This window comes from Trueperaceae bacterium, assembly GCA_036381035.1.
Classification (GTDB): Bacteria; Deinococcota; Deinococci; order Deinococcales; family Trueperaceae; genus DASRWD01.
On sequence record DASVDQ010000021.1, the window covers coordinates 81796 to 102312 of the forward strand.

Here is a 20517-nt window from a genome sequence, read left to right on the forward strand (position 1 = left end):
GACGCGTGCTGCACGGTGATAGCATGGGGCCGATGTACCGGGCGGCGCAGGTCCCCGGCGCCGGCGGCGTCGTCTTCGACGACGCTGGCCGCGTGCTGGTCCTCACGCTCGCGGGCGGCGAGACGGTGTTCCCCAAGGGGCACATCGAGCCGGGAGAGACCGCGCTGCAGGCGGCGGTCCGGGAGGTCGAGGAGGAGACGGGCGTGAAGGCCTGGTGCGACGACCCGACCGAGTACACGACGAGCTACGTGAACCCGCGCGGCGTGCCCCGGCGCGTCACCTGGTTCGCCATGCGCGCCTCCGGACAGACGCCGGTCGTGACCGAGCGGGGCCTGCGCTCGGCGCGGTTCCACCCCGTCGGCGAGGCCCTGCGGCTCCTGACGCACGAGGACAACCGCGAGCTGCTGCGCAAGGTGGCGTCAGCCAAGGGGATCCTGCGGTGAGGCAGGGCCTCGTCGGCTACACCGGCGACCTGGGGGCCGACGCGGTCCTCGAGGACCTGCGCTCGCTCAAGCGCAGCGGCACGCTGCTCGTCTCCGACGAGGGCGGCTCGCTGGTGCTGCTGCTGGCGCGCGGCCAGGTGGAGGCGAGCTTCAGGCTCGGTGCCTACGGGCGCCTGGAGTCGCCGGGGCAGTCGTACCACCTCCACCTGCACGAGCCGACGCCCACCCCGCAGCTACCCAGCCGCTCCTCCGAGAGCGCCTCGGCGCTCCTCAGGGCGCTGCCGCGCACGCGCGCGCCCATGCGCCTGCCCACCGGCATCGTCGACCTGCCCGCCCTCCTCGACAGGCTGGCGTCCCTGGCCTTCGACGGCCTGCTCGCCTACGTGGCCGACGACGAGCTCGCCGTCGCCCTGCTCCTCGACGGCACCGTGCGGGCGGCGGTGCACGAGCGGTCCGGCCGTCTCTCGAGCCGCGCCGAGGCGCTGCGCGTGCTGCAGAAGCGCTGCCAGGAGCCCGGGCCCGGCGAGCTCGAGCTGGAGCGCATCGAGCGCGCGATCCTCGAGCCGCTGCTGGCCCTGGCGATCGAGAGCGTCGCGCCGCCGGAGAGCGGCCCCTTCTCGGGCCTCGAGGTCGACGAGCGGGGGTACAGGTACGTCAGCCAGGGGCAGGCGTTCCTCACGGTGCCCTCGGCGCCATTGGGGCCGCCGCGGCGTCACGCGCTCGACGTGGCCATCAGGCCGCTGCCGCACATCGCCATGCCGACAGAGCCTCCCGGCTGGGAGGAGAGCCGCTACACGCTCACGCTGCGCGGGAAGGACGCGCTGAACCCGATGACCGACCTGAACATGGACTTCCGCAGCCACCACGGGGAGGAGGGCCAGCGCGTGCTCACCCTGCTCGGCTCCGGCGAGACCCTCACGGGCTGCGCCGAGCGCCTCGGCCTGGACCTGGCCGACCTCAAGCCCTGGGTCGAACGCTTCGAGTCCGCCGGCTTCATCAGGGCGCAACGTGGTTGACGAGCGGCTGGCGGCGGCCGAGGAGCCCCGCGCCGGCGCCGTCGACCGCGGCGCCGGCGCGGGGGGCGAACGCCCCGCGGCGGCGCCCCGCACCGAATCCGCCGGCTCCGAGGACACGGTCACGCTGCGCGAGCTCTACCTCGTGTTCCGGGCGGGCCTGCCCGTGGTCCTCGGCGTGGCCCTGCTGCTCGGCCTGGCGGCCTTCGCGTTCCGGGCGCTGCAGGGCGCGACCTACACCAGCACCGCCGTCGTGCAGGTGGTCCAGCCCCGCGTCTCGGCGCAGCCGGGCCCCGGGCTGGACGTCAACGTCGCCTCGCCGCTGAACGCCCCCACCTACCGCGCGATCGCCATGAGCCCCGCCATCCTCAACGCGCTCGCCGACCGGCTAGACCTGGCCGACGTCCTCGAGCTCGGCGTGCTCGACGTCGTCCCCGGGCCCGGACCGTCCTCCGGCGACGCCATAGGCGTGACGCACGTCGTGACCGTCCCCACCGCGCGCGGCGCGGAGTGGGCGGCCACGGTCGCCAACGCCTGGGCCGAGGCGACGGTCGAGGCCGCCAGGGAGGTGCTTCTAGCCCCGTTCAACGAGGCCGGCGACCGCGTGGCCGCCGACCTCGCCGCGCGCGAGTCCGCCTACCAGGCCGCGAGCGAGGCCTGGGCCGACTTCCTGGCCGTGGACGAGCGCGAGGAGCTGCGGCGCCGCTTGGGCGCCCTCGTCGACCTCGAGGCCTCGCGGCGGGGGCGTCTCGACGACGTCGAGGCCGAGGCCCAGGCCCTGCGCGCCCGCATCGCGGCGCTGCGGGACGCTGGCCGGACGTCGGACGAGCTGGCGGCGGACCTGGCGGCCCTGGAGGCCGAGGCCGAGCACCTGCGGGGCGAGCTGGAGGCCAGCGGCAGGGAGGGCGACGGCCTGCGCACGCGCCTCGGCGAGCTGGAGCGGCAGGCCGCGGAGCTGCAGCGTCGCGTCTCGACCACCTCGCTGGCCTACTTCAGGGCCGCCCCGGCGGCCGCCGAGCTGCAGCTCCAGCGGGAGCTCGCCGCCGGCGCGGTGCACGTCGCGATCCCAGCCGACGTCCCGCTCGAGCCAGACCCGCGCAACACCTTGCTCACGGTCCTGGCGGCGATGGTCGTGGGCGCGCTGGGGGCCACGCTCTACGTGTTCATGCGCGAGGCGATAAGGGAGCCGGAGCCGGCGTGAGGGTGCTCCTCACCGGCGGCAACGGGCGACTGGGCCGGGAGCTGAGGGCCCTGCTGGGGGCTCGCGAGGACGTGGAGCTGCTGGCGCCGCCCCGCGCCGAGCTCGACGTCACCGACGCCGGCAGCTTCCGCGCGGCCGCCCTGGGCTTCCGGCCGGACGCCGTCGTCCACGCCGCGGCCTACACCGACGTGGCCGGGGCGGAGCGCGACAGGGAGGCCTGCTGGACCGTGAACGTGGTGGGGACGCGCAACGCCGCGTCCGCCGCCGACGCCGCCGGTGCCCGGCTGGTGCACGTGAGCACCGACTACGTCTTCTGGGGCGACCGCGGCGGCTACGCCGAGGACGACGTGCCGGGCCCGGTGCGCAACTACTACGCGCTCACGAAGCTCGTCGCCGAGGAGGCCGCGCGCGCGTCCCGGCGACCGCTGATCATCCGCACCAGCTTCAGGCCCCGGGAGTGGCCCTACCCCGAGGCGTTCACGGACCTCTACACGTCGCAGGACTACGTCGACGTGATAGCGCCGGAGGTGGCGCTGGCCATCCTCCACGCCGCTACGATCCCGTTCGAGGTGCTGCACGTGGCGACGGAGCGCAAGAGCGTCTTCGAGCTGGCGTCCCGACGCGCTCCCGGCGTGCGCCCGGCCAGCAAGGACGGGGCGCCCGTGGCCCTCCCCGACGACGTCTCCCTCGACGTCGGCCGCTGGCGGGCGCTGCGGGACGAGCTGCTCGCGGGGAGCGTGGCGTGAGGGCGGCGGAGGCGGCGTCGGACGGCGCGGCGGCGCGCGGCGCGACGGCCTCGAGCGCAGCGTTGGGGGCGACGGCGTGACGGGCGAGCGGGACGCGGCGGCGGCGCGGGGCGTGTCCGTGGAGCGCTTCGACGTCCCGGGCCCCCTCCTGCTCACGCCCATCGTGCGCCGGGACGACAGGGGCTACTTCCTCGAGCGCTGGCGCGACGACGTCTGCGCCGCCGTGGGCCTCGACGCGAGGTTCGTGCAGGACAACCTCTCCCGCAGCCGCCGCGGCGTGCTGCGTGGCCTCCACTTCCAGCGCGCGCCGCACCAGCAGGGGAAGCTCGTGAGCGTCGTGCGGGGGCGCGTCCTCGACGTGATCGTCGACCTGCGGCGCGGCTCGCCCACGTTCCTGCGCCACCTCGCGGTGCTCCTCGACGACGAGGCGCACCGTCAGCTCTGGGTGCCGCCGGGCTTCGCGCACGGGTTCCTCGCCCTGGGCGAGGTCAACGACGTGCTCTACAAGGTCGACGCCTACCACGCCCCCGAGGCGGAGGGCGGGCTGCGCTGGGACGACCCGGCGCTCGGCATCGACTGGGGCCTGGACGAGCACCTGGGCGGGGAGCGGCCCTCCCTCTCGGCGCGCGACGGCGCCCTGCCGACCGTCGCCGACGGCCTGCCCGACTTCCCGTACCCGTAGGCGCCGGGCGGCGGGCGCCGGTCGGCCTCCGCGCCCCCCGGGCGCGGCAGCGGCGGTCCGGTGTCGGCCTTCGCGCCCCGCGCCTGGCGCGTTGGCCGTAGGCGCGAGGGGCCGGCGTGCCTGGTAACCTCCGGGCGTGACTGACCTCGATCGGCTGGGCACGGCCCTCGTCACCGGCGCCGCCGGGTTCATCGGCTCGGCGCTGGTCAGGCGCCTCAAGGCGCGCGGGGCCCCGCGCGTCGTCAGCCTCGACTCGCTCACCTACGCCGGCGACGTCTCGCGGCTCGAGGAGGCGGGCGGCGAGCCGGGCCACAGGTTCGTCCACCTCGACGTGCGCGAGCTGGACGCCGTGCTCGCGCTCCTGCGCGAGGAGCGCCCGACGGTCGTCTTCCACCTCGCGGCCGAGACGCACGTCGACCGCTCGATCGACGGGCCGGAGGCGTTCGTGCAGGCGAACGTGCTCGGCACCCTGCGGCTCCTGGAGGCGCTGCGGCGCTACCGCGACGAGCTGCCGGACGCCGAGCGCCGGCGGCTGAGGGTCGTCAACGTCTCCACCGACGAGGTCTACGGGTCCCTCGGACCCGAGGGCGTCTTCACCGAGGACTCGCCGTTCGCCCCCCGCTCCCCCTACAGCGCCAGCAAGGCCGGCGCCGACCACCTGGCCGCCGCCTACTTCCACACGTACGGTTTGCCCGTCATCACCACGCACGCCTCGAACAACTACGGCCCCTACCAGTTCCCCGAGAAGCTGCTGCCCCTGGCGCTGGGCAAGGCGCTGGCCGGCGAGAGCGTGCCGCTCTACGGCACGGGCGAGAACGTGCGCGACTGGCTGCACGTCGACGACCACGCCGACGGGCTCATCGCCGCCGCGTTGCGCGGCGCGCCCGGCGAGGCCTACCTGCTGGGCGGCGGCAACGAGCGCAGTAACCGGGCGGTGCTGGAGGCGCTGCTCGGCGCCCTCAACGAGCTGGCCCCCGCCGGGCGCGACCACCGCGAGCTGATCACGCTCGTTCCCGACCGCCCCGGCCACGACTTCCGCTACGCCGTCGACTCCGGCAAGGCCGAGCGCGAGCTGGGCTGGCGACCGGCGGTGCCGTTCGAGAGGGGCCTGCGCGACACCGTGGCCTGGTACCTCGCGCACCGCGACTGGCTCGACGCCGTCACGCGCGGGCGCTACCGGCTCGAGCGCCTGGGCACCGTCGGCGTGGCGCCGGGCGCGCCCCGGGAGGGCGAGCGTCCGGCATGAGCCTCAAGGGCATCGTCCTGGCCGGCGGCAGCGGCACGCGCCTCTACCCGGCCACGCTGGCCGTGAGCAAGCAGCTCATGCCGGTCTACGACAAGCCGATGGTCTACTACCCGCTCTCCGTGCTCATGCTCGCCGGCGTGCGCGAGGTGCTGGTCATCTCCACGCCGCGCGACCTGCCGCTGTTCCGGTCCCTCCTCGGCGACGGCTCGCGCTGGGGCATGAGCTTCGCCTACGCCGAGCAGCCGCGGCCCGAGGGCCTGGCGCAGGCGCTGGTCATCGGCGAGGAGTTCCTGGGCGGCAGCCGCGTGGCGCTGGTCCTCGGCGACAACCTCTTCCACGGCTACGGTCTCTCCGGCCTCCTGCGCGCGGTGGCGACGCGCGAGGACGAGGCGACGGTCTTCGGCTACCGGGTGAAGGACCCCCAGCGCTACGGCGTCGTGGCCTTCGACGACGACGGACGGGTCACCGACATCGAGGAGAAGCCCCGCGAGCCCAAGAGCGACTACGCCGTCACCGGCCTCTACTTCTACCCGCCCGACGCCCCCGCCTACGCCCGGGGCCTGAGGCCCTCGGCGCGCGGCGAGCTCGAGATCACCGACCTCAACCGCGTCTACCTGGAGCAGGGCCGCCTGCGCGTCGAGCTGCTCGGGCGCGGCATGGCCTGGCTCGACACCGGCACCCACGAGAGCCTGCTGCAGGCCGCGAACTTCGTGGAGACGCTCGAGTCGCGTCAGGGCACGAAGATCGCCTGCCCCGAGGAGGTGGCCTACAGGCAGGGGTGGATCGGCCGCGACGAGGTCGCCGCCCTGGCGCGGGAGTACGGGCCGGGCAACGCCTACGGACGCTACCTGCTCACCCTGCTCGAGGAGCGCCAGCCGACCCCGGCCGCCTGAGCGGCACGACCACGAGCACGTCGTCGGACGGGCGCGTGCCCGCCACCGGTGACCCCGAGCGTTAATCGTCTCCCACGCTCCGCGGGGGTAACCTTGCCCGGTATGCCCGAGGTATCGACCCCGCCGTCGCCGGCCCACGTCCCCATGCTCGACCTCGCGCCCGAGGTGGAGGCGCTGTGGGACGGCCTGGCGGCGGCGTTCGAGCGAGTCATGAGGAGCGGCCAGTTCGTCGGGGGGCCCGAGGTCGCGGCGTTCGAGGCCGAGGCCGCGGCGTACCTGGGCGTGCGCCACGCGGTCGCCGTGAACAGCGGCACCGACGCCCTGGCGATCGCCCTGCGCGCCCTCGGCGTCGGGCCCGGCGACGAGGTCGTCACGACGCCCTTCAGCTTCTTCGCCACGGCCGAGGCGATCGCCAACGTGGGCGCCGCCCCCGTCTTCGTGGACGTGGACGAGCGCACCTACAACATCGACCCCGCGCTGATCGAGCCGGCGGTGACCTCGCGCACCAAGGCGGTCCTGCCCGTGCACCTGTTCGGGCGCCCCGTGGACATGGACGCGGTCATGGACGTGGCCGAGCGGCACGGCCTCAAGGTGGTGGAGGACTGCGCGCAGTCGTTCGGCGCCGCCTGGGGCGGACGCAAGACGGGCGCCATCGGCGACGCCGGCGCCTTCTCGTTCTACCCGACGAAGAACCTGGGCGGCTTCGGCGACGGCGGCCTGGTCGCGACCGACGACGACGAGGTCGCCGCCACGGCCCGCATGCTGCGCGACCACGGCTCGCGGCGCCGCTACCACAACGTGATGCTCGGCTACAACTCCCGTCTCGACGCCCTCCACGCCGCGATGCTGCGCGTGAAGCTGCCCTTCGTCGACGAGTGGAACGAGCGCCGGCGCGAGGCGGCGCGGCGCTACGACGAGCTGCTGCGCGACGTGCCTGGGTTGGTGACGCCGGAGCTCGTCGACGAGCACGTGTTCCACCAGTACACGGTGCGCGTCCTCGGCGGACGCCGCGACGAGGTGCGCGACCGCCTGGCCGCGGCGGGCGTGGCGACGCTCGTCTACTACCCCGTCCCCCAGGACCGGCTGCCCGTCTTCGCGCACCTGGGCGGCCGCTGCCCGGCAAGCGACAGGCTGGCGCATGAGGTCCTCAGCCTGCCCATGGGCCCGTTCCTCGACCCCGCGGCGCAGGCGTCCGTGGCCGGCGCCCTGGAGGGGGCGTGCCGGTGACGCCGAGCGAGCCGGGCCTCGGCGCGGCGGAGGTGAGCCACCTCAGGGACCTGGAGGCCGAGGCCATCTACATCCTGCGCGAGGTGGCCGCCGAGTTCGAGAAGCCCGTGATGCTCTACTCGATCGGCAAGGACTCCAGCGTCATGCTGCACCTGGCGCGCAAGGCGTTCCACCCGGGCAGGGTGCCGTTCCCCGTCCTCCACGTCGACACGACCTGGAAGTTCAAGGAGATGATCGCCTTCCGCGACAGGACGGCGCGGGACCTCGGCCTCGACCTCATCGTCCACGTCAACGAGGAGGGTCTGCGCCAGGGCATCACCCCCTTCACGCACGGCTCCCGCGTCTACACCGACGTGATGAAGACGGAGGGCCTCAAGCAGGCGCTGAGGCGGCACGGCTTCGACGCCGCCATCGGCGGCGCGCGCCGCGACGAGGAGGCGAGCCGCGCGAAGGAGCGCGTGTTCAGCTTCAGGAACGCCAACCAGGCCTGGGACCCGCGCAACCAGAGGCCGGAGCTGTGGCAGCTCTACAACACCAGGGTCCACCCGGGCGAGTCGTTCCGCGTCTACCCCCTCTCGAACTGGACGGAGCTCGACGTCTGGCTCTACGTGCTGCTCGAGCGCATACCCGTGGTCCCGCTCTACCTCGCCGCCAAGCGCCCCGTCGTGGAGCGCGACGGGCAGCTGATCATGGTCGACGACGAGCGCTTCCCGCTCGCGCCGGAGGAGACCCCCAGGATGGAGATGGTGCGGTTCCGGACGCTGGGCTGCTACCCGCTGACCGGCGCCGTGCGCTCCGAAGCCGACACCGTCGCGAAGGTGATCGAGGAGCTGCTCCGGACCCGCTTCAGCGAGCGCCAGGGCCGCGTGATCGATCGCGACCGGGCGGGCAGCATGGAGCTCAAGAAGCGCCAGGGCTACTTCTGATGTCGAGGCACGAACCCTGATGGCAGACGTGTCAACCTCGGCCGAGCTGGCCACCTACCTGCGGCGGCACGAGAGCCGCGGCCTCCTCCGCCTCATCACGTGCGGGAGCGTCGACGACGGCAAGAGCACGCTGATCGGGAGGCTCCTCTACGACTCGCAGGCGGTCTTCGAGGACCACCTCTCCTCCCTGGCCGACGACAGCGCACGCTGGGGGACGACCGGCGCGTCCCCCGACCTCGCGCTCCTGCTCGACGGGCTCCAGGCGGAGCGCGAGCAGGGCATCACCATCGACGTGGCCTACAAGTACTTCGACACCGGCCGGCGGAAGCTCGTCATCGCCGACACGCCCGGCCACGAGCAGTACACGCGGAACATGGCCACGGCCGCCAGCACCGCCGACCTGGCCGTGCTCATAGTCGACGCCACCAAGGGCGCGACGGCTCAGACCAGGCGCCACTCGGCGATCGCGCAGCTCATGGGCATCCGCCACCTGGTCATCGCCGTCAACAAGATGGACCTGGTGGGCTTCGACCGCGCGAGGTTCGAGAGCGTCCGCGACGGCTACCTCGGCTCGCTGGGCGCCCTCGCCGAGCGCCTGTCGATAGCCTTCGTCCCCGTCAGCGCCCTGCACGGCGACAACGTCGTCCACAGGAGCGACCGCACGCCGTGGTACGAGGGTCCCAGCCTGCTCGAGCACCTCGAGACGGTGGAGGCGCGGTCCCCCCGGGCGCCGGGGCGGCTGCGCTTCCCGGTGCAGTACGTGATCAGGCCGGACCCCACCTTCCGCGGCTACGCGGGCACCGTCGCCGCCGGCGAGGTCAGGGTGGGCGACGACGTCCTGGTCCTGCCCAGCAAGCGCCGGACCCGCGTCAAGCGGATCGTGACCTGGGGCGGCGAGGCGGGCGGAGGGACAGAAGAGGCCCTCGAGGGCGACGCCGTCACCCTCGTGCTGGAGGACGAGCTTGACGTGACGCGCGGCGACGTGCTGGCGCACCCGAACGACGCCCCCAGCGTCACCGACGCCGTCGAGGCGAACCTGATCTGGCTCGACGAGCAGCCCCTGGTCCCGGGCAAGGCCTACGACGCGAAGGTCGGCACGAGGCTGACGCAGGCGACGGTGAGGGCGCCCCTGCACCGCGTCGACATCGACACCTTCGCCGAGCTGCCCGACGCCGCCCTGCGCCTCAACGAGATCGGCCGCGCCCAGGTCTCCTTCAGCTCGCCGGTGGCCGTCGACCCCTACGCGGCGTCGCCGCGGACCGGGTCCTTCGTGCTGATCGACCCCATCACCCACGCCACGGCCGCCGCCGGCATGGTCCTGCGGAGCGCGCGGGAGGGCCGCGAGGTCAGGGCCACGAACGTCACCTGGCACGAGTCCAAGGTCACGAAGGCGCTGCGCGCCCGCCTCAAGGAGCAGACGCCCTGCTGCCTCTGGTTCACGGGCCTGTCCGGGGCGGGCAAGAGCACCATCGCGAACGCTCTGGAGCACCGCCTGGCGTCGATGGGCTACCACACCTACCTGCTCGACGGCGACAACCTCAGGCACGGCCTCAACAAGGACCTCGGCTTCTCCGACGAGGACCGCATCGAGAACATCCGCCGCGTCGGCGAGGTGGCGCGGCTGTTCGTCGACGCCGGCCTCATCGTGATCACGGCGTTCATCTCCCCGTTCCGCAGCGACCGCCAGATGGCGCGCGACCTGTTCGACGCCGGCGAGTTCCTGGAGGTCTTCGTCGACACGCCCATCGAGGTCGCGGAGCGGAGGGACCCCAAGGGGCTCTACGCGAAGGCGAGGGCGGGCCTGCTCAAGAACTTCACCGGCATCGACTCGCCGTACGAGAGGCCGGAGGAGGCGGAGGTCGTCCTGCACGCTGGGGAGCACGGCGTGGAGCGCTGCGTGGAGGACGTGGTGCAGGCCCTCGTGTCCCGCGGCCTGATCGGGTAGGCGCATGCCGAGGAGCGGTCGCTAGCCGATGCTGGCCAGGGCCGTAGGGGGCACGCTGTGGCAGGCCAGCACCACGGTGGTCCAGCTCTTCCTCCAGCTCGGCGTCACGGCCACGCTGGGCCGCCTGCTCGAGCCCGCCGAGTTCGGGCTCGTGGCGATAGCCACGGCCGTGGCGGCCTTCGCGGGCCTGGTGGCGCAGCTCGGCGTCGGCCAGGCGCTGATCCAGCGCCAGCACCTCGACGAGCGGATCGTGAGGGCCGGCTTCGGCCTCAGCGCCACCGGCGGACTGCTCGTCGCCCTGCTCGTGGCGGCCGCCGCCGGGCCGCTCGCCGACGCCTTCCTGGAGCCGGCGGCGGCGCCCTTCATACGGCTCGTGGGCCTGTCGGTGCTGGGCATCGGCCTGGGCACGACCTCAGACGCCCTGCTCCAGCGCGACATGCGCTTCAGGGACCACGGCGTCATCACCGTGGCGTCCTACGGCGTCGGCTACGGCCTCGTGGCGATCCCGCTGGCCGCCCTGGGAGCGGGCGCGTGGTCGCTGGCCGCCGCTCCCGTCGTGCAGGCCCTGTTCAAGGCCGCGCTCACGTTCGCGGCCCGCCGCCACGACGTCAGGCCGCTGCTCTCCCTCGGCCTGTGGCGCGAGCTGATCGGCTTCGGCGGCGGCGTGACGGTCTCGCGGCTCCTCAACGCGCTCGCGCTGCAGGGCGACAACATCATCGTGGCGCGTGCCCTGGGCCCCGTCGCGCTGGGCCTCTACAGCCGCAGCTACCAGCTCATGCTGATACCGGTGCAGCTCGTGGGCCAGACCATGGCCAACGTCCTCTTCCCCGGCCTGTCCCGGGTCCAGGACGCGCGGGCCCCGCTGCGCGAGGCGTACCTCACCGCGGCCAGCTTCGCGACTCTGCTGGGCGGGGCGAGCGCGGCCGTCTTCGTGGTCCTCGCGCCCGAGATCATCGGCGTGCTGCTCGGCGCGGGCTGGGAGGGCGCGATAGCTCCCTTCCGCATCCTGTCGGCCGTGATCATGCTCCGCGTCGCCTACAAGCTCGACGACACCCTGGCCAAGGCCACCGGGGCGATCTCCGCCCGCCTGGTCAGGGACATCGTCTACAGCGGGGCGATCCTCGTGGGCGTCGCGATCGCGGTCCGCTGGGGCATCGGCGCCGCGGCCCTGGCCGTGAGCGTCGCGATCGGCCTGAACTGGGCGCTCGGGCTCGCCATGAGCCTGAGGATCACCGAGACCCCTTGGCGCCGCTACGTCGCGTCGCAGCGCTCTTCGCTCCTCCTGGTGCCGGCCGTGGGCCTGCTCGCCCTCGGCCTGAAGGCGGCGGTGACGGGGCTGACGTCGCACCCCCTGGCCGTGCTCGCGCTGGTGGTCGCGTCCGTCGCGGTCGTCATGGCCGTCATGGTCTGGCTCTGGCCGCAGCTCCTGACCGCGTCGCAGCGAAGGGTGGTCGCGGTGGGCCTGCGGGCGATCCCGCTGCTGCCCATGGCCGGGGCACTGGCCGTCCGCCTCGCGCCCGACCTCTCATCTCCGCGTCTGGAACGACCTTGATAGAATCGGGGGCCTGGCGCTGGGAGACCGCGGCCCTGGGGCGACGCAGGGCCTGACAGTGAACGGAGTCGTACCTCAGATTGGGTGGCGAGCCATCGCTCAACTCGGCGCCGATCTTCATCGGCGGGTGTGACCGCAGCGGCACGACGCTCCTGGGCTCGATCCTGGGCAGCCACCCGGCCTGCGTCGTCACGCCGGAGTCGCCCTTCAAGACCGAGGTCATCGCGAGGCTGCGCGGCACCGGCGAGGGCACGGGCAAGGCGGCGCTCGAGGCCATCGGGAGCCACTGGCGCTTCAAGATCTGGGGGCACCCGCTGCCCGAGGGGCTGAGCCCCGGGACCTACGCCGAGGCGCTGAGCGCGCTCGTCGCCAGCTACGCGGTCGCGCACGGCCGGCCCCCCGACGCCCGCTGGGTCGACCACACCCCGAACAACGTGCGCTACGCCCCGACACTGCTCGCGCTCTTCCCCGACGCGCGGTTCATCCACATCGTCAGGGACGGTCGCGCCGTGGCCGCGTCGGTCATCCCCCTCGACTGGGGCCCATCCACGACCTACTTCGCCGCGCCCTGGTGGGTGGAGAGGGTCGCGTACGGCCTCGCCGCCGAGTCGAGCCTGGGGCCGGAGCGCGTCATGCGCGTCAGGTACGAGGACCTCGTCACGCAGCCGGAGGCCACGATCCGGCGCGTCCTCGCGTTCGCGGGGCTCGACCCGGACCCCGCCGTGTTCGGCACGCCGCAGGGCGTGCGGCCCACCTACACGGTGCAGCAGCACGAGCTGATAGGCCGCCCCGTCGACCCGAGCCGCGTGAACGCCTACCGCAGCAAGCTCAGCGGGCGCGACCTCGAGGTCTTCGAGTGGTCTACGAAGGAGTTCCTCACCCTCCTCGGCTACGAGCAGGAGTTCGGGACGAGGGCCGCGCCGCCGACGCGCTCGGAGAGGGCCGCGGCCATGGCGCGCGAGCTGGTCGCGCGCCTGCGGAACCGGGTCCGGCACGCCCGACGGAGGCTGAGCGCCGATGCCGGCGACGCGCGGGGCTGAGCTGGCCGCGCGGCGCGCCGCCGGAGCCGTCCCCTGGAGCGCCGGCGGCATCTTCCGCGCGCTCGGCGCGGCGACCGCGGCGCTGTACGCGTTCTTCGCGACCTTCCCCGTCGAGGTCCCGGGGCTGCCCGCGCGGCTGAACCTCGTGAGCGCCGTCCTGTGCGTGGCCGCGCTGGGCTGGCTCGTCCTGCTGTACCGCCGCGTGCCGCTCCTCGGCGCGGGTCCGGGGACCGTGGTCCGCGCGCTGCTCTTCGCCGGGCTCCTGTCGGTCGCGGCCACCGGGCTGATGGCGAGCGCCGGCGCCGAGGACCTCGGCGCCGCGGTCTCCTACAGCCTGCGCTTCGTCCTGGGCGCCCTGCTGATCATGGCCACCGCCGGCTACGCGGGCGACGGCCAGGCGCGCGTGCGCCAGGTCACGCGGGCGCTGCTGGCTGGCGGCGTCGCCTCGGTGGTGCTGGCGGTCGCGGGCTACGTCGTACCGGCCATCGGCGCCACGACGATCGGGGTCGGACGACGCGCCCAGGCCCTGTTCGACCACCCGAACCAGCTGGGCATGGTGCTCGCCTGCCTGTTCCCGCTGGCGCTCGGCAGGTTCCTCGCGGCGCCGGCGCGCGTGCCGCGGCTCCTCACGATGGCGCTGCTGGCCGCGGGAGTGGTGCTCAGCGGCTCGTTCGTCAACACGCTGCTGCTCGCCGTCGGTCCCCTGCTGGTGATGGTCACCACCATGAGCCGCCGCGTGTCGCGGGCGCGGACGATCGCCGTCCTCGGCCTGACCGTGGCCCTGGGCACGGCGGTCGTCGTGATGGGGCCCGACCGCCTGGCGGAGGTATCGCCGCGGGTGGCGCGCATGTTCGTCTCGCTGCAGGAGGAGGGCGACCTCGAGGACCGCCTGCCCAGCGTCCACGAGCGGCTGCAGCTCTACCGGGTGGCGCTGGAGACCTGGCTCGAGCGGCCGCTCACCGGCGTCGGCGGGGACAACGCCTACCTCTACCTCTACAACCCCTCCGGCAGGCCGATCTCCCACGCGCACAACCTGTTCGTCAACGCGGCCCTCACCACCGGGACGCTCGGCCTGCTGGCGATGGTCGCGTTCGCCTTCGGCTGGGTGCTCCTGGCGCTCCACCTGCTCCTGACCAGGCTCGCGCTCACCGGCGGGGAGAGGTTCCTGGCCCGGGGCGTGGGCGCGGGCCTCCTCCTGCTGTTCCTGAGCAACCAGTCCAGCGACTCGCTCAGCGGGACCATCGCCTACCCGCTCTGGTCGCTCATCGGCGTCGGCCTCCTGCTCGTCCGGCGCGGCGCCGGGGCGCGGGGGCAGCCGTGAGCGGGAGGCTGCGGGTGCACCTCTACGGCGCCGCGGGGCACAACCTCGGCGACGACGCCATAGCGCTGGCGGCCGCGCACGAGATCGCGAGCCGCCTCCCGCACGCCGCCATCAGGGTCGCGAGCGTGGCCGGACCCGCCTTCACCCGACGGTACGGGTTGCCGTCGCTGGCCCTGAACCGGAGGAGCCCCATCGGCATGCTCCGCCTCGTCGACTCCGTGAGGCGCGCCGACGTCGTGCTGCTCGGCGGCGGCACCCTCGTCCAGGACCGGCTGGGCCTGTCCCGGTTCAGGGGGATCCTGGCCTACGCGCGGCAGGTCGCGGCGTTGGCGAAGGCGTTCGGGAAGCCGCTGGGCACGCTGGCGATAGGCGTCGACGAGCTATCGACCCCGCGCGGCAGGGAGTACGCGCGCGACCTGCTGGCGCTGGTGGACGCGCTCGTGGTCCGGGACGAGCGCTCGCTGGCGCTCGCCAGGTCGTACGCCGGCGCCAGACCCGTGGACGGCGTCGCGGCGGCCGACCCGGCCTACCTGCTGCGCCACCACCCTGCGGCCGTCGCCGCCGCGAGCCGCCCCTCCCCGCACGGCGCGTACGCCGTGGTGTCGCTTGCCAACGAGGGCATGGAGTTCGGCCCGCTGCTGCCGGAGCTCACGAGCGCGGTCAGGCGCCTGGTCGAGCGGCACGGCGTCGACAAGGTGCTGCTCGTCGCGATGGACACGCGCCCCGGCGAGGAGCTGGCCGTGTTCCGGCGCTGGCTCGCGAGCGCGCCCGAGGTCTCGCGGTGGGCGCAAGCCGTCACGCCCCGCGACGCCTTCGAGGCCCACGACCTGGTCTCGCGCGCCAGGTGCGTGGTCGCGATGAGGCTGCACGCCATGATCTTCGCGCTGGGCCGCGCCCCGCTCGTGGGGATCTCCCGCACCACCAAGACCGACTCGCTGCTGCGGTCCGCCGGCGTGCGCGGGCTGGGCTTCGCCGAGGCGTCCTCGGGCGCGCGCCTGGCGGAGCTGGTAGACGAGGTCATGGCGGACTCCCGGGCGCTGGCCGTGCAGGCCGAGCACCGAGGCGAGCAGGAGGACCTGGCGCGGCAGGGCATCGCGAGGCTCGTCGAAGAGCTGACGGTTGGGCGGTCCGCCGCGGTCGTAGAGGCGGGGGCGAGCGGTTGAGGCTCCTGCTGTCGAACACCAACTACCTGTCTGGGGTGGTGGGGGGTGGCCAGCGCTCCGTACAGGTCCTGGCGGAGGGGCTCGCCGCCCAGGGGCACGAGGTCACGGTCGTGAGCCTCGGCGAGACCGGCGCCGAGGGCTCCACCAACGGCGTCCGCACCGTCCGCCTGCCCCTGCGCAACCTCTACTGGCCCTTCGACGGCCGCGAGCGCCCCGCGCTCGTGAAGGCCGCCTGGCACCTCGGGGACGTGTACAACCTCCGCATGCGCGCCGACATGGAGGCCGTCATCGACGAGGTGCGGCCCGACCTGCTCCACACGAACGTGATGACGGGGTTCTCGTCCGCCATCTGGTCGGCCGCGACCGGCAGGGGCGTCCCCGTGGTGCACACGCTGCGCGACTACCACGCCGTCTGCGTGAGGTCCGAGATGTTCCGCTCCGGCAGGCCCTGCGTCCGCCAGTGCCTCGACTGCCGGGCCTTCAGCGCCGTGAGCCGGCGGCTCAGCGACACCGTCGACGCCGTGGTCGGCAACAGCCGCTACATCCTCGACGCGCACCTGGAGGCGGGGGCGTTCGGGCGCGTGCCCATCAAGGCCGTGATCTACAACGGCTACGAGCCGCCCGCCGACCGCGCGCCGGCGCCGCACGGCGACGGGAGGCTGCGCGTGGGGTTCCTCGGGCGCATCGCGCCGCACAAGGGCGTGGAGCACCTCCTGGAGGCGCTGCGCGGGCTGCCCGCAGGCAGCTTCGCCCTGCTCGTCGCCGGCGACGGCGACGGCGCGTACGTGGAGAGGCTGCGCGCCAGGTACTCGGGCCTCCCCGTCGAGTACCTGGGGTTCGTCAAGCCCACCGAGCTGTTCCGGCGCATCGACGTGCTCGTCGTGCCCTCGCTGTGGCCGGAGCCGCTGCCCCGGACGATCATCGAGGCCTACGCCCACGGCGTGCCCGTGGTCGGCTCCGACCGCGGCGGCATACCCGAGGTGATCGCGGAGGGGGTGACCGGCTTCGTCTTCTCGCCCGACCGGCCCGGCCACCTGCGCGACGTCCTGGCGTCCCTCCTCGGCGACCGGGAGCGGCTCGCCGCGCTGAGGCGCGGCGCCGCGGAGCGGTCGGCCGAGTTCCTGCCCGGCAACGTGGTAGCCAGGTACCTCGAGGTGTACGCCGAGGCGCTGGCCAGGCGCAAGGGAAGCGGGGCCGCATGGACCTCGTGATCAACGCGCGGTTCCTGACGCAGCGCGTCACGGGGGTCGAGCGCTACGCCCGCGAGGTGACCCCCCGCGTCGCCGCCGCGTTGGGGAGCGACCGCGTCGTGGGCATCGCGCCCCGCGGCGCCGCTGACGCCGGCGCTCTGGGTTACCCGGTCGTCACGGCGGGCGCGACGAGCGGACACCTGTGGGAGCAGCTCGAGCTGCCCAGGCTGCGACCCGACGCCCGCGCGCTGCTGTGGTCGCCGTGCAACGTCGGGCCGCTGGCCGTGGCGCGCCAGGTGCTCACGCTCCACGACGTGTTCTCCGTCAGCCGGCCCCAGTGGGTCAGCCGCCCGTTCCACCTCTGGTACTCGGCCCTGCTGCCGCCGCTGACGCGGCGCGTCAGGCGGATCATCACGGTCTCGCGCTGGTCGCGCGACCAGATAATGGAGCACCTGGACGTGCCAGAGGAGAAGCTCGTCGTGATCCCCGAGGGCGTGGACCCGCGGTTCTCGCCCCCGGGGCCCGGGGCCATGGAGCGGGCGCGCCGCGCGCTGGACCTCCCCGACGAGTACGTCCTGGTGCTGGGCTCCCTCGAGCCCCGCAAGAACCTCGAGCGCGTGGTCATCGCCTGGTCGCGGCTGCCCGAGGAGAGCCGCCCGCCCCTGCTGATCGCGGGCGGCTCGGGCCTCGCGAAGGTCTTCGGCGACTACGACGCCGCGCGCCTCGTCGACAGGGAGGGGGTGCGGCTCCTGGGGTACGTGCCGGACGAGCACCTGCCGGCCCTCTACGCCGGCGCGACGCTGTTCGTCTACGCGTCGCTGGAGGAGGGCTTCGGCCTGCCCCCGCTCGAGGCGCTGGCCTGCGGCACCGACGTCGTCACCTCGAACACCTCGGCGATGGCCGAGCACTGCGCTCCCTACGCCACGCTCGTCGACCCCACCTCGGTGGAGGACATCGGGCGCGGGATCGCGTCGGCGCTGTCCTCCCGCGCCTCGCCTGAAGAGCGGTCGCGCCGCGCGGCCGCCGTGCGCGCAGCCTTCGACTGGGACCGCACCGCGCGGGAGACCGTGCGCGTGATCGGGGAAGCCAGCAGCGCGGGATGAGGCGCGAGCGGACGCTCCGCCTGGCGAGCGCGGCGCTCATCCCCTTCCACGTGGCACCGGCGCTCCTGCTGGCGGCGCTCGCCGGGCCCTTCACGCGCCGCGCGTACGGGGGCGCGCTCGCCGCCTGGCTGCCCACGTGGGCCGGGTTCGCGCTGCCGCTGCTCGTCTGGGCCCTCGTCTCGGGCCGGTGGCTTGAGGGGGCCCTGCTGCTGGGCCAGGCAGCCCTCGGGCTGGCCGCCGGCGCGTTCATGCGCGGTCCGGCCAGGCCCGTGCGCGTCGGACTGCTCGCCGCCCTCTGCGCCCTCGCCCTGGCGGGAGCGGCCGGCGCCTGGCTCGGCCCGCGCAGCTTCAGGGCCTACGAGGGCCATCGCGTCGCGACGCGCCTCGGCCCCACGGGGATCTACCAGAGGGTCGCCGGCGGCGGGGACGGGCAGCCCTCCGCCAGCCGCTCCTGGCTGCTGAGCGGCGCGGCGCCCCTGCGGCTCGAGGCGCGCGTCAGGCTCGCCGGCGACGACCCGAGCTGGCTGTGGTCGACGCGCGGACCCGCCGCGGTGACGCGCGGAAGCGAGCCCGGCGCCGCGCACGCGGTGCTGGGGGACGGGGGCGAGGTCCTCCGCTTCGCCGACCCCTACCTCCTGGCCGGGAGCGACGAGGTCAGGGGAGCGGTCACGTGGTCCGCCGCCGGAGCCGCGGAGGCCTGCGTCACCGTGAGCCTGCGCACGGGGGACAGGGTGCTGGGTCGGTCCGCACGCGAGTGCCTGGCGCCGGGGGCCGGCCCGCGCACCACGTCCCTGGTCGCGCCGGCCGTCCGCGCCGCGGCGCCGGTGGAGCTCGTCGTGAGCGGGACCGGCGAGCTGAACCTGGAAGGCGGGACCGTGGAGGTCAAGGGCGCCGTGTGGCGCAGCGTCGGTCCGCTGGGGCCGGGGTCGGTGCTCCTGACGCTCGACTGGCCCGGCAGGACCGAGCCCGCCCGCGCGCGCTTCACGCCCGGCGCCGACTGGACCGACGTGGCGATCGCGGTCCCGACGCCCGTCGACGCGCCCTTCGTCATCGCCCGCGTGCACCTGCCGCCCGGCGCCGCGGTCGACCTGGCCGGCGTGCGCCTCTCCGCGACCGAGGGGCCCGACCCGTCGCCGCCCCCGCCCACCAGGCAGGGCCTGTTCTTCGGCGGGCCCGTGACCCTGTCGCACGTCGCCGTGGCGCTCGCCACCGGCCTGGTGGCCGGCGGGGCGGGGCCCCGCGCCCTGCTCGTCGGAGCCGCCTCGCTCGGGGTCATCGGGCTGACGAGCGCCTCCCGCGGCGCGCTCCTTGCGGTCGGCGCCTGGGTCGTGCTGCTCCTGGGCTCGCGCCGTCCCCGGCGCCTCCTGCTGGCGGCCGTCGTGGCCCTGGCGGCGGGTCTCACCGCCTACCTCGTGCAGCTCGGCCGCGAGCCCGACCTCGCGAGCGCCGTCCCCCGGACGCAGATATGGACCACGGCGCTGGCGGCCGTGCGCGACCACCCGGTCCTCGGCCTGACCGGCGCCGGAGAGACCTTCGAGGCCTACGCCGCCGAGCGCGGGGCGCCGAGGTCCGTCGCGCACGCGCACGACCTGTGGCTGGACCTCGCCAGCCGCTACGGCGTCCTGGGGGGTCTGGCGGCGCTCGCCCTCGTGGTCGGGCTCGTGAGGTCGGCGTGGCGACGCGCCGGCGCGCGGGGCGCGATCGTCCTGCTGCCCGTGCTGGCCCTCAACGTCATCGACAGCACGCTCCTGCAGGGGCCGGTCCTCGTGGCGACCGTGCTGGCCGTGAACCTCCTCGGCGAGGCGCGCGCCGGCGAAGACGGCGCCCCGGCTCAGCCGGCGTCGCGAGACCAGTAGGCCCTGTGCCAGCTGAACCTCCTGCGCAGCGGCAGCGGCAGCAGCTCGTGGCGTCGGCCGAGGTGGAACGCCGTGAACTTCGTAGCGGCCTCGACGAGCACCCTCAGCGCGTCGGCCGCGGAGCCCTCCGCGAGGGCGTAGCTCAGCTGCCCGCGGACGAAGGACAGGCCGGCCGAGGTCGTCCCCACGCGGCGGAGCAGCCCCTCCGCCTGGGCGTGCGACACGCCGATGTCGAAGTTCCGCCGGAACTGCAGCGACAGCGGGTAGTCGTGCGAGTGGACCACCCGCGACTCGGCCACGTAGGCCACCTTGTGGCCGGCCGCCAGGAGCTTGGCGGCGTACTGCCCGTCCTCGTTGATGATCGTCCGCGTCGGGAACCCGCCGACGCTCTCGAACACCCGCCTGTCGGTGGCCGAGCTGACGTTCGAGAAGAACGTGGCCCGCACCCCCAGCCTGTCGGCGTCCGCGAGGGTCCTGACGTGCGAGGCGTCGGGGTAGTTGTGCAGGCGCGCGTACCGCTCGAGGACCGTCGCGTCGGGCCGCGGCAGCTGGCGCGAGAAGGAGGCGGCGGACGCGCCGGCGGCCACTGGGGCGACCAGTGCCTCGAGCCACTGCTCGTCGGCGGGCAGGGCGTCCTGGGTCAGGTAGACGAGGATCGACCCGGCGGCCAGGGAGGCGCCCAGGTTGCGCGTGCCGCCGTGGTCGAACTCCTCCCTCCTGATCTCGTGGACCCGCCAGCCGTAGCTCCGGCAGGTGGCGGCCGTGTCGTCAGTCGAGCTCGAGTCGACGACGACGACCTCGTCGGGTCGTCGGCGCTGGGCGTCGAGCGCCTCGCGCAGGGCCGGGAGGTGGGGCCCGGCGTTCAGGGTGGGGATGATCAGGGAGACCTTGTGCATGGTCGAAGCGTCGAGGGGCGCCCGCGAGACTATGCGCGTCTGTGAGAAGACTCAAGAAGCGGGGCTAGACTTGC

General features: G+C 74.3%; 18 protein-coding genes. 17 read left to right on the top strand and 1 reads right to left on the bottom strand.

Going from position 1 to position 20517, the window contains the following annotated elements:
- The first annotated feature begins 32 nt into the window (after positions 1-32).
- The 17 genes from VF202_02760 to VF202_02840 all read left to right on the top strand — a co-directional run bounded on the left by VF202_02760 (position 33) and on the right by VF202_02840 (position 19547).
- The gene (locus VF202_02760; protein HEX7039016.1) at positions 33-443 is read left to right on the top strand and encodes an NUDIX domain-containing protein; all 411 of its coding nucleotides are present in this window, start codon (positions 33-35) and stop codon (positions 441-443) included.
- The gene (locus tag VF202_02765) at positions 440-1459 is read left to right on the top strand and encodes a hypothetical protein (protein ID HEX7039017.1); all 1020 of its coding nucleotides are present in this window, start codon (positions 440-442) and stop codon (positions 1457-1459) included. The genes VF202_02760 and VF202_02765 overlap by 4 nt, the downstream gene beginning before the upstream one ends.
- Complete coding sequence (locus VF202_02770; GenBank protein HEX7039018.1) at positions 1452-2657, top strand: Wzz/FepE/Etk N-terminal domain-containing protein; 1206 nt, start codon at positions 1452-1454, stop codon at positions 2655-2657. Before VF202_02765 ends, VF202_02770 begins: the two co-directional genes overlap by 8 nt.
- Complete coding sequence (locus tag VF202_02775; GenBank protein HEX7039019.1) at positions 2654-3403, top strand: sugar nucleotide-binding protein; 750 nt, start codon at positions 2654-2656, stop codon at positions 3401-3403. The genes VF202_02770 and VF202_02775 overlap by 4 nt, the downstream gene beginning before the upstream one ends.
- A 76-nt stretch (positions 3404-3479) precedes the next feature.
- Positions 3480-4085, top strand: coding sequence for a dTDP-4-dehydrorhamnose 3,5-epimerase (gene rfbC, locus VF202_02780; GenBank protein ID HEX7039020.1), 606 nt, complete (start codon positions 3480-3482; stop codon positions 4083-4085).
- 136 nt (positions 4086-4221) lie between these two features.
- Positions 4222-5331 carry a dTDP-glucose 4,6-dehydratase gene (gene rfbB / locus VF202_02785; GenBank protein HEX7039021.1) on the top strand — a complete coding sequence of 370 codons (1110 nt, stop codon included), beginning with the start codon at positions 4222-4224 and terminating at the stop codon, positions 5329-5331.
- Entirely contained in the window at positions 5328-6224 is an 897-nt protein-coding gene (rfbA, locus tag VF202_02790; GenBank protein ID HEX7039022.1) for a glucose-1-phosphate thymidylyltransferase RfbA, read from the top strand. The genes rfbB and rfbA overlap by 4 nt, the downstream gene beginning before the upstream one ends.
- 102 nt (positions 6225-6326) lie before the next feature.
- The gene (locus VF202_02795; GenBank protein HEX7039023.1) at positions 6327-7451 is read left to right on the top strand and encodes a DegT/DnrJ/EryC1/StrS family aminotransferase; all 1125 of its coding nucleotides are present in this window, start codon (positions 6327-6329) and stop codon (positions 7449-7451) included.
- Positions 7442-8377 carry a sulfate adenylyltransferase subunit CysD gene (cysD, locus tag VF202_02800; protein ID HEX7039024.1) on the top strand — a complete coding sequence of 312 codons (936 nt, stop codon included), beginning with the start codon at positions 7442-7444 and terminating at the stop codon, positions 8375-8377. Before VF202_02795 ends, cysD begins: the two co-directional genes overlap by 10 nt.
- Before the next feature lie 19 nt (positions 8378-8396).
- Positions 8397-10322, top strand: a complete 1926-nt coding sequence (gene cysN / locus VF202_02805) for a sulfate adenylyltransferase subunit CysN (protein HEX7039025.1) — start codon at positions 8397-8399, stop codon at positions 10320-10322.
- A gap of 28 nt (positions 10323-10350) precedes the next feature.
- The gene (locus tag VF202_02810) at positions 10351-11874 is read left to right on the top strand and encodes a lipopolysaccharide biosynthesis protein (protein ID HEX7039026.1); all 1524 of its coding nucleotides are present in this window, start codon (positions 10351-10353) and stop codon (positions 11872-11874) included.
- Positions 11875-11954: 80 nt separating this feature from the next.
- Positions 11955-12914, top strand: coding sequence for a sulfotransferase (locus VF202_02815; protein ID HEX7039027.1), 960 nt, complete (start codon positions 11955-11957; stop codon positions 12912-12914).
- A complete protein-coding gene (locus tag VF202_02820) occupies positions 12892-14235 on the top strand; it encodes an O-antigen ligase family protein (GenBank protein ID HEX7039028.1) in 1344 nt (447 codons plus the stop codon). Before VF202_02815 ends, VF202_02820 begins: the two co-directional genes overlap by 23 nt.
- A gap of 14 nt (positions 14236-14249) precedes the next feature.
- On the top strand, positions 14250-15398 hold the full coding sequence (locus VF202_02825) for a polysaccharide pyruvyl transferase family protein (GenBank protein ID HEX7039029.1): 1149 nt from the start codon (positions 14250-14252) through the stop codon (positions 15396-15398).
- Positions 15395-16609: a glycosyltransferase family 4 protein gene (locus VF202_02830; protein ID HEX7039030.1), complete on the top strand. Its 1215-nt coding sequence runs from the start codon at positions 15395-15397 to the stop codon at positions 16607-16609. The genes VF202_02825 and VF202_02830 overlap by 4 nt, the downstream gene beginning before the upstream one ends.
- Entirely contained in the window at positions 16597-17691 is a 1095-nt protein-coding gene (locus VF202_02835) for a glycosyltransferase family 1 protein (protein HEX7039031.1), read from the top strand. The genes VF202_02830 and VF202_02835 overlap by 13 nt, the downstream gene beginning before the upstream one ends.
- The gene (locus VF202_02840; GenBank protein ID HEX7039032.1) at positions 17688-19547 is read left to right on the top strand and encodes an O-antigen ligase family protein; all 1860 of its coding nucleotides are present in this window, start codon (positions 17688-17690) and stop codon (positions 19545-19547) included. The genes VF202_02835 and VF202_02840 overlap by 4 nt, the downstream gene beginning before the upstream one ends.
- Here VF202_02840 and VF202_02845 read toward each other — a convergent pair.
- The gene (locus tag VF202_02845; GenBank protein ID HEX7039033.1) at positions 19523-20443 is read right to left on the bottom strand and encodes a glycosyltransferase; all 921 of its coding nucleotides are present in this window, start codon (positions 20441-20443) and stop codon (positions 19523-19525) included. The two genes, VF202_02840 and VF202_02845, sit on opposite strands and share 25 nt — an antisense overlap.
- Between the last annotated feature and the right edge of the window lie 74 nt (positions 20444-20517).

Bases quoted from the DNA above. Each gene is read 5' to 3' on its own strand.
- VF202_02760 (HEX7039016.1), top strand. From the start codon at position 33: ATGTACCGGGCGGCGCAGGTCCCCGGCGCCGGCGGCGTCGTCTTCGAC.
- rfbA (HEX7039022.1), top strand. From the start codon at position 5,328: ATGAGCCTCAAGGGCATCGTCCTGGCCGGCGGCAGCGGCACGCGCCTC.
- VF202_02795 (HEX7039023.1), top strand. From the start codon at position 6,327: ATGCCCGAGGTATCGACCCCGCCGTCGCCGGCCCACGTCCCCATGCTC.
- cysN (HEX7039025.1), top strand. From the start codon at position 8,397: ATGGCAGACGTGTCAACCTCGGCCGAGCTGGCCACCTACCTGCGGCGG.
- VF202_02810 (HEX7039026.1), top strand. From the start codon at position 10,351: ATGCTGGCCAGGGCCGTAGGGGGCACGCTGTGGCAGGCCAGCACCACG.
- VF202_02820 (HEX7039028.1), top strand. From the start codon at position 12,892: ATGCCGGCGACGCGCGGGGCTGAGCTGGCCGCGCGGCGCGCCGCCGGA.
- VF202_02835 (HEX7039031.1), top strand. From the start codon at position 16,597: ATGGACCTCGTGATCAACGCGCGGTTCCTGACGCAGCGCGTCACGGGG.
- VF202_02840 (HEX7039032.1), top strand. From the start codon at position 17,688: ATGAGGCGCGAGCGGACGCTCCGCCTGGCGAGCGCGGCGCTCATCCCC.
- VF202_02845 (HEX7039033.1), bottom strand. From the start codon at position 20,443: ATGCACAAGGTCTCCCTGATCATCCCCACCCTGAACGCCGGGCCCCAC.